Genomic DNA, 5,357 nt, shown 5'->3' on the forward strand with positions numbered 1-5,357 from the left:
TCGACCGCTTTGCGGCGTACGGCCGGGTCGGGGTGGCAGATGCTGCCGAGCTTGTAGTCGTCGTCCTGGAAGGTGTTGGAATTGATCGCCCCCAGGGCCACTCCCTGCTCCCGGGCGAACACCGCGAGCTTCCCGTAGTCGTCGACCTTGTCCCACGGAATGTGCAGGGCCACCGTCGGCGCCACGCCAGTGAACTCGTGCACCTGCGCGGCGTCGGCCAGCTTCTCCCAGGGGTCGCGCGGCACGCCGGGCTGGGCGAAGACCTTGAAGCGCGTGCCGGAGTTGCCATAGGCCCACGACGGGGTCTCGATCTTCTGAGCCGCGAGTGCTGTCTTCACGGCGGACGGGTCTGGCATGACCACCTCTGAACACTGTTTGAATCGTTTCAGGGAAGCTAATCGCAGCAGCACGACGCCGTCAAGGTGTCGACGCGACCACCTCGGTGACGTTGACGAGAACCGGATCAATTCTCAGTCGGACCCCTTGACTCAGTGTCACGACGGGCTCACCATGCCGTGAATCGATTCACGCCCTCTTCCTAGGGTGTTTACACGTGCCAAAAAGACACAGCGTCCGCCGGGAGCCGCCCTGTGATCGTCACCGCCCCCGTCCTGGAGCACCACCGCGAGCCGCTGGGCATCGGCGAGTCCCGCCCCCGGCTGACCTGGCGCACGGAAACCGAGACGCCGGACTGGACCCAGCGCGCCTACCGGGTCGAGATCACCGACGCCGACGGCGCGGTCCTCGCCGACACCGGGCGTGTGGTCAGCGCCGACTCGGTGCTGGTGGAGTGGCCTGGGCCGGTGCTGGGCTCCCGCAGCCGGGTCGGGGTACGGGTCCAGGTGTGGGGTGCGGGCGCCGAGCCGTCGGCCTGGTCGTCGGTCATCTACGCGGAGACGGGGCTGCTGACCTCGGCCGACTGGACCGCCCGCCCTGTCACCCCCGACCGGGAACGCGCCGACTCCCCGCTCCCGGCGGCCCTGCTGCACCGCACCTTCACCCTCGACAGGCCCGTCACCTCGGCCCGTCTCCACATCGCCGCGTACGGCGTCTACGAGGCCGAGATCAACGGCACCCGCGTCGGCGACCACGTCCTCGCGCCCGGCTGGACCTCCTACCACCACCGTCTGCGCTACCAGACCTTCGACGTCACCGGCCTGCTCCGGCACGGCGACAACGCGATCGGCGCGCTGCTCGGCGAGGGCTGGTACACCGGCCGGCTCGGCTTCCACGGCGGCCGCCGCAACCTCTACGGCGACCACCGCGCCCTCCTCGCGCAGCTCGAGGTCACCCACCCCGACGGCACCGTCACCACCATCGCCACCGACGAGAGCTGGCGTGCCACGACCGGCCCGATCCTGCGGTCCGAGCTGTACGACGGCGAGGCGTACGACGCCCGGCTGGCCCGCCCCGGCTGGTCCGAACCGGGCCACGACACCGCCGGCTGGTCACCGGTCATCGAACTACCCGCGCCGGCAGCCGAGTTGGTCGCACCGACCGGCCCGCCCGTGCGCCGCACCCAGACCGTCGCCCCGGTGGAGGTCATCACCACCCCCTCCGGCCGGACCGTCCTCGACTTCGGCCAGAACCTGGTCGGCCGCCTGCGCATCCGTGTCTCCGGCCCCGCCGGCCACACGGTCACCCTGCGCCATGCGGAGGTGCTGGAACACGGCGAACTGGGGGTGCGGCCCCTGCGCGTCGCCCGCGCGACGGACACGTACACCCTCGCGGGCCAGGGCGAGGAGACGTACGAGCCACGCTTCACCTTCCATGGCTTCCGGTACGCCCAAGTCGACGACTGGCCCGGTGAGTTGGATCCGAGCGCGGTCGAAGCCGTCGTCCTGCACACCGACATGGCCCGCACCGGCTGGTTCCAGTCCTCGCACGCACTGGTCAACAGGCTGCACGAGAACGTCGTCTGGGGCATGCGCGGCAACTTCCTCGACATCCCGACCGACTGCCCGCAGCGAGACGAACGCCTCGGCTGGACCGGCGACATCCAGGTCTTCGCCCCCACCGCGTCCTTCCTGTACGACTGCTCCGGCATGCTCGGCGGCTGGCTGCGCGACCTCGCCGCCGAGCAGCTGGCGCGCGCCGACGGGGTACCGCCCCTGGTCGTGCCCGACATCCTGGGGGACGCGTTCGGCGGGACCCCGCACGCGGTGTGGGCCGATGTCGCCGTACTGCTGCCGTGGACGCTCTACCGGCGTTTCGGCGACCTGGAGGTGCTGCGCACCCAGTACCCGAGCATGCGTGCCTGGATGGAGTCCGCCGCCCGGTTGACCGAGCGGGGCGGCGGGCTGTGGCGGCAGGACTTCCAGCTCGGCGACTGGCTCGACCCAGCCGCCCCGCCCGACGACCCCGGCGCCGCCCGGACCAATGGTGACCTGGTCGCCAACGCCCATGTCGCGCGCTCGGCCGACGTACTCGCCGAAACGGCACGGCTGTTGGGGGAGAAGGACGACGCCGTGCGGTACGAGGAGCTGGCGCGGGCCGTACGGGCCGCGTTCGCCGAGGAGTTCGTCACGCCGGCCGGGCTGATGGCGAGCGACGCGCAGACCGCGTACGCGCTCGCCCTCTGCTTCTCGCTGCTCCCGACGGAACGTCAACGACAGGGCGCCGCCGAGCGGTTGGCGCTCATCGTGCGCAAGGCGGGCTTCCGCATCGCCACCGGATTCGCCGGGACCCCACTGATCTGCGACGCGCTGTGCGCGGCCGGCGAGCCGCAACTGGCCTACCGGATGCTGGTGGAGAAGGGCTGCCCGTCCTGGCTGTACCCCGTGACCATGGGTGCGACGACCGTCTGGGAGCGGTGGGACTCGATGCTGCCCGACGGGAGCATCAACCCGGGCGAGATGACGTCCTTCAACCACTACGCCCTGGGCGCCGTGGCCGACTGGCTGCACCGCACGGTCGCCGGGCTGGGGGCCGCCGAGCCCGGCTGGCGCCGGCTGCGGATCGCGCCCGTGCCCGGCGGCGACCTCAGCTTCGCGAAGGCCGCGCACGAGACGCCGTACGGCCGTGCGGAGGCGGGCTGGAGGATCGAGGGCGACACGCTGGTGGTGGAGGTCCGTGTCCCGCCGAACACCCGGGCGGACGTACAACTGCCGGGCGACGAGCAGCCGTTCGAGGTCGGCTCGGGCCGCCACACCTTCCGGCGGCCCTACACCGCTCCCGCCTGGCCGCCCGCCGCCGTACGGCATCCGTTCGCCAGTCCCGAGTGACAGCGGCGGAGGTGTTCAGCTCAGAACGGCGGGCCTGAGCACCTCCTCGCACCACTGGCGGAAACCGGTCGGGCTCGGCTGCGCGGTGCGGTGCTCCTCGTCGTAGGCCCCCTCGTTCTGGGCGACGGCCATGTCGGCCACGCCCTGGGCCATCGCCTCGCTCGCCCCGTGCTCCAGCATCATCGACCTGTACGCGTCGACCGGGACCTGCTGGTAGCGGACCGGCAGCTCCAGCACATCGCCGAGGACCTCCGCCATGCCGTCGGGAGTGAGGGAGTCGGGGCTGACCACAGGTACACCGCCCTGTCCGCTCCAGGTGTCGTCGAGCAGCACCTCGGCGCCTCGCTCGGCGATGTCGCGGGTGGCGACCAGGGCCAGGGTGCGGTCCCGGCGGCTCGGCAGGAAGAAGGTGCCCTGGTTCCTGATCGCGTCGAGCTGACGGAGCAGGTTCTCCATGAAGAACGGAGGCCGCAGCGCCCGGCACTTCACTCCCGTTCCGGCGATCAGTTCCTCGGCGGCCCGCGCGGCCGACAGGTGACCGGCGTTCTTCTCGATGCCGTGGCCCATGGTCGACACGCTGACGACCCGTTCCACGCCGTGCCTGGTGACGGCCTCGCACGCCGACCGGGTCGGGTCCAGATAGTGGCGCTCGAGGTTCTCCGTGCGGGGGTCCGGCGGTATCACCCAGAACACGGCCTCCGCGCCCGTGAAGGCCTTCATGAGGACATCGGGGTCGGCGTGCGAGCCCTGGACGACCTCGACCCGCTCCCGCACCTCGGGGGCGAGCCGGCCGGGATCCCTCACGATCACGCGGACCGGCTGCTCGGCGCCGAGGACACGGTCGACGACCTGCCGGCCGATCTGACCGGTGGGCGTGGTGATGACAAGCATGCAGAAGCTCCAAAACGGTTCGCTGGAAGCGCGGTTCACACCCCGTCGCCTGTGGCCGTACCGGGGGACCGCGTACCTCGATCCTGCGCCGCGTTCCTCCGCCTTGGAAGGATCGACCGGGTCCCGCTTGTTACCCTCCGGGTCATACCGAAGGAGGTCCACGGTCATGGAGTCCCGGTCACTGCGCTACTTCGTCGCCGTCGCGGAGGAACTGAACTTCGCCCGCGCCGCCGAACGGCTGGGCATCTCCGCCCCGCCCCTCTCCCGCGCCATCCGCAAACTCGAGACGGACCTCGGCATCACCCTCTTCGAGCGAACGACCCACAGCGTCACCCTCACCCCGCCCGGCACCGTCCTGCTGGCGGAGGCCCGGATCGCCCTGGACGCCCTCCAGGCGGCCGGCCGGCGAGCCCAGCGCGCGGCCGACCCGGAACCCAAGCTCGTCCTGACCGTCAAGGCCGACGGCGCGGCGGGTCTGCTGGATGCCATCCTGGCCCGCTACGCCACCGAGCCGGCGGCCCGGCCGGTCACGGTCCGCCTCTCCGGCTGGGGCGAACAGGCCCGGCTCCTGCGTGCGGGCGAGGCGGACGCGGCCCTCCTCTACGAACCCTTCGACCGCGCCGGCCTGGACGCCGAGACGGTGACCGTCGAACCCCGCCTCGCCGCGCTGCCCGCCACCCACCCGCTCGCGGCCCGCGACGACCTCACCCTCGCCGATCTCGCCCTCCCGGGCGTCGAACCGGGCGACTCGGGTGGCCTGTGCCGCTACCTGGACATGATCATGGAGCGGTACGCGATCACCGACCTGGCCCAACTCCTCGCGCTCGTCGAATTCGGCAATCTGGTGACGCTGCTCCCGGAGTCGGTCACGACCCGCTACCCCCGGCCGGGCGTGGCGTACCGCGAACTCCCGGACGCCCCGCCGGCCACCCTCTCCATCGCCTGGCCCCAGCACTCCCGCTCGACGGCCACGGCGGCCCTGGTCCGCGTCGCCACCTCTGTGGCGCCCGTCCAGGAGGCGGCCGAAGCGACGGCCACGAAGCAACGGCGCTGAGCGGCCCGGGGGGTGACGGCGGTCCGAACCGGGGATTTACGCTCCCCACCCGGCCTGCTGCCCGCCGACCCGCTCCTCGACGATCTTCTCGGCCCATCCGGAGCGGTGGTAGGCGGCGATCGGGTCGGGGTGGAGGCCCATGTCTTCGCGGAGGTCGGCGAGGAGGGGGCGTACGTCGGTGTTGTAGG

Annotated in this window: 3 protein-coding genes and 2 pseudogenes; 2 read left to right on the top strand and 3 right to left on the bottom strand. The window is 71.8% G+C overall.

The genetic code is table 11. From position 1 onward, the window contains the following. Positions 1–356, bottom strand: a pseudogene (locus tag ABZZ74_RS52410) (rhamnose isomerase); the annotation flags it as partial. Positions 357–590: 234 nt separating this feature from the next. Here ABZZ74_RS52410 and ABZZ74_RS52415 point away from each other — a divergent pair. After that, the gene (locus ABZZ74_RS52415; protein WP_356951195.1) at positions 591–3,224 is read left to right on the top strand and encodes a glycoside hydrolase family 78 protein; all 2,634 of its coding nucleotides are present in this window, start codon (positions 591–593) and stop codon (positions 3,222–3,224) included. A gap of 15 nt (positions 3,225–3,239) precedes the next feature. On the opposite strand, the gene ABZZ74_RS52420 is transcribed toward ABZZ74_RS52415, so the two are convergent. Continuing rightward, positions 3,240–4,115 carry an NAD(P)H-binding protein gene (locus ABZZ74_RS52420; RefSeq protein ID WP_356951196.1) on the bottom strand — a complete coding sequence of 292 codons (876 nt, stop codon included), beginning with the start codon at positions 4,113–4,115 and terminating at the stop codon, positions 3,240–3,242. 166 nt (positions 4,116–4,281) lie between these two features. Between ABZZ74_RS52420 and ABZZ74_RS52425 the strand changes: the two genes are divergently transcribed. Then, entirely contained in the window at positions 4,282–5,169 is an 888-nt protein-coding gene (locus ABZZ74_RS52425) for a LysR family transcriptional regulator (RefSeq protein WP_356951197.1), read from the top strand. A 36-nt stretch (positions 5,170–5,205) separates the two neighbouring features. Here ABZZ74_RS52425 and ABZZ74_RS52430 read toward each other — a convergent pair. Continuing rightward, a pseudogene (locus ABZZ74_RS52430) lies at positions 5,206–5,357 on the bottom strand (rhamnose isomerase); the annotation flags it as partial.

The sequence above is a fragment of the Streptomyces sp. NPDC006476 genome, assembly GCF_040612015.1.
Classification (GTDB): Bacteria; Actinomycetota; Actinomycetes; order Streptomycetales; family Streptomycetaceae; genus Streptomyces; species Streptomyces griseorubiginosus_B.

Coding starts and splice junctions, on each gene's coding strand:
- ABZZ74_RS52425 (WP_356951197.1), top strand. CDS start 4,282: ATGGAGTCCCGGTCACTGCGCTACTTCGTCGCCGTCGCGGAGGAACTG.
- ABZZ74_RS52420 (WP_356951196.1), bottom strand. CDS start 4,115: ATGCTTGTCATCACCACGCCCACCGGTCAGATCGGCCGGCAGGTCGTC.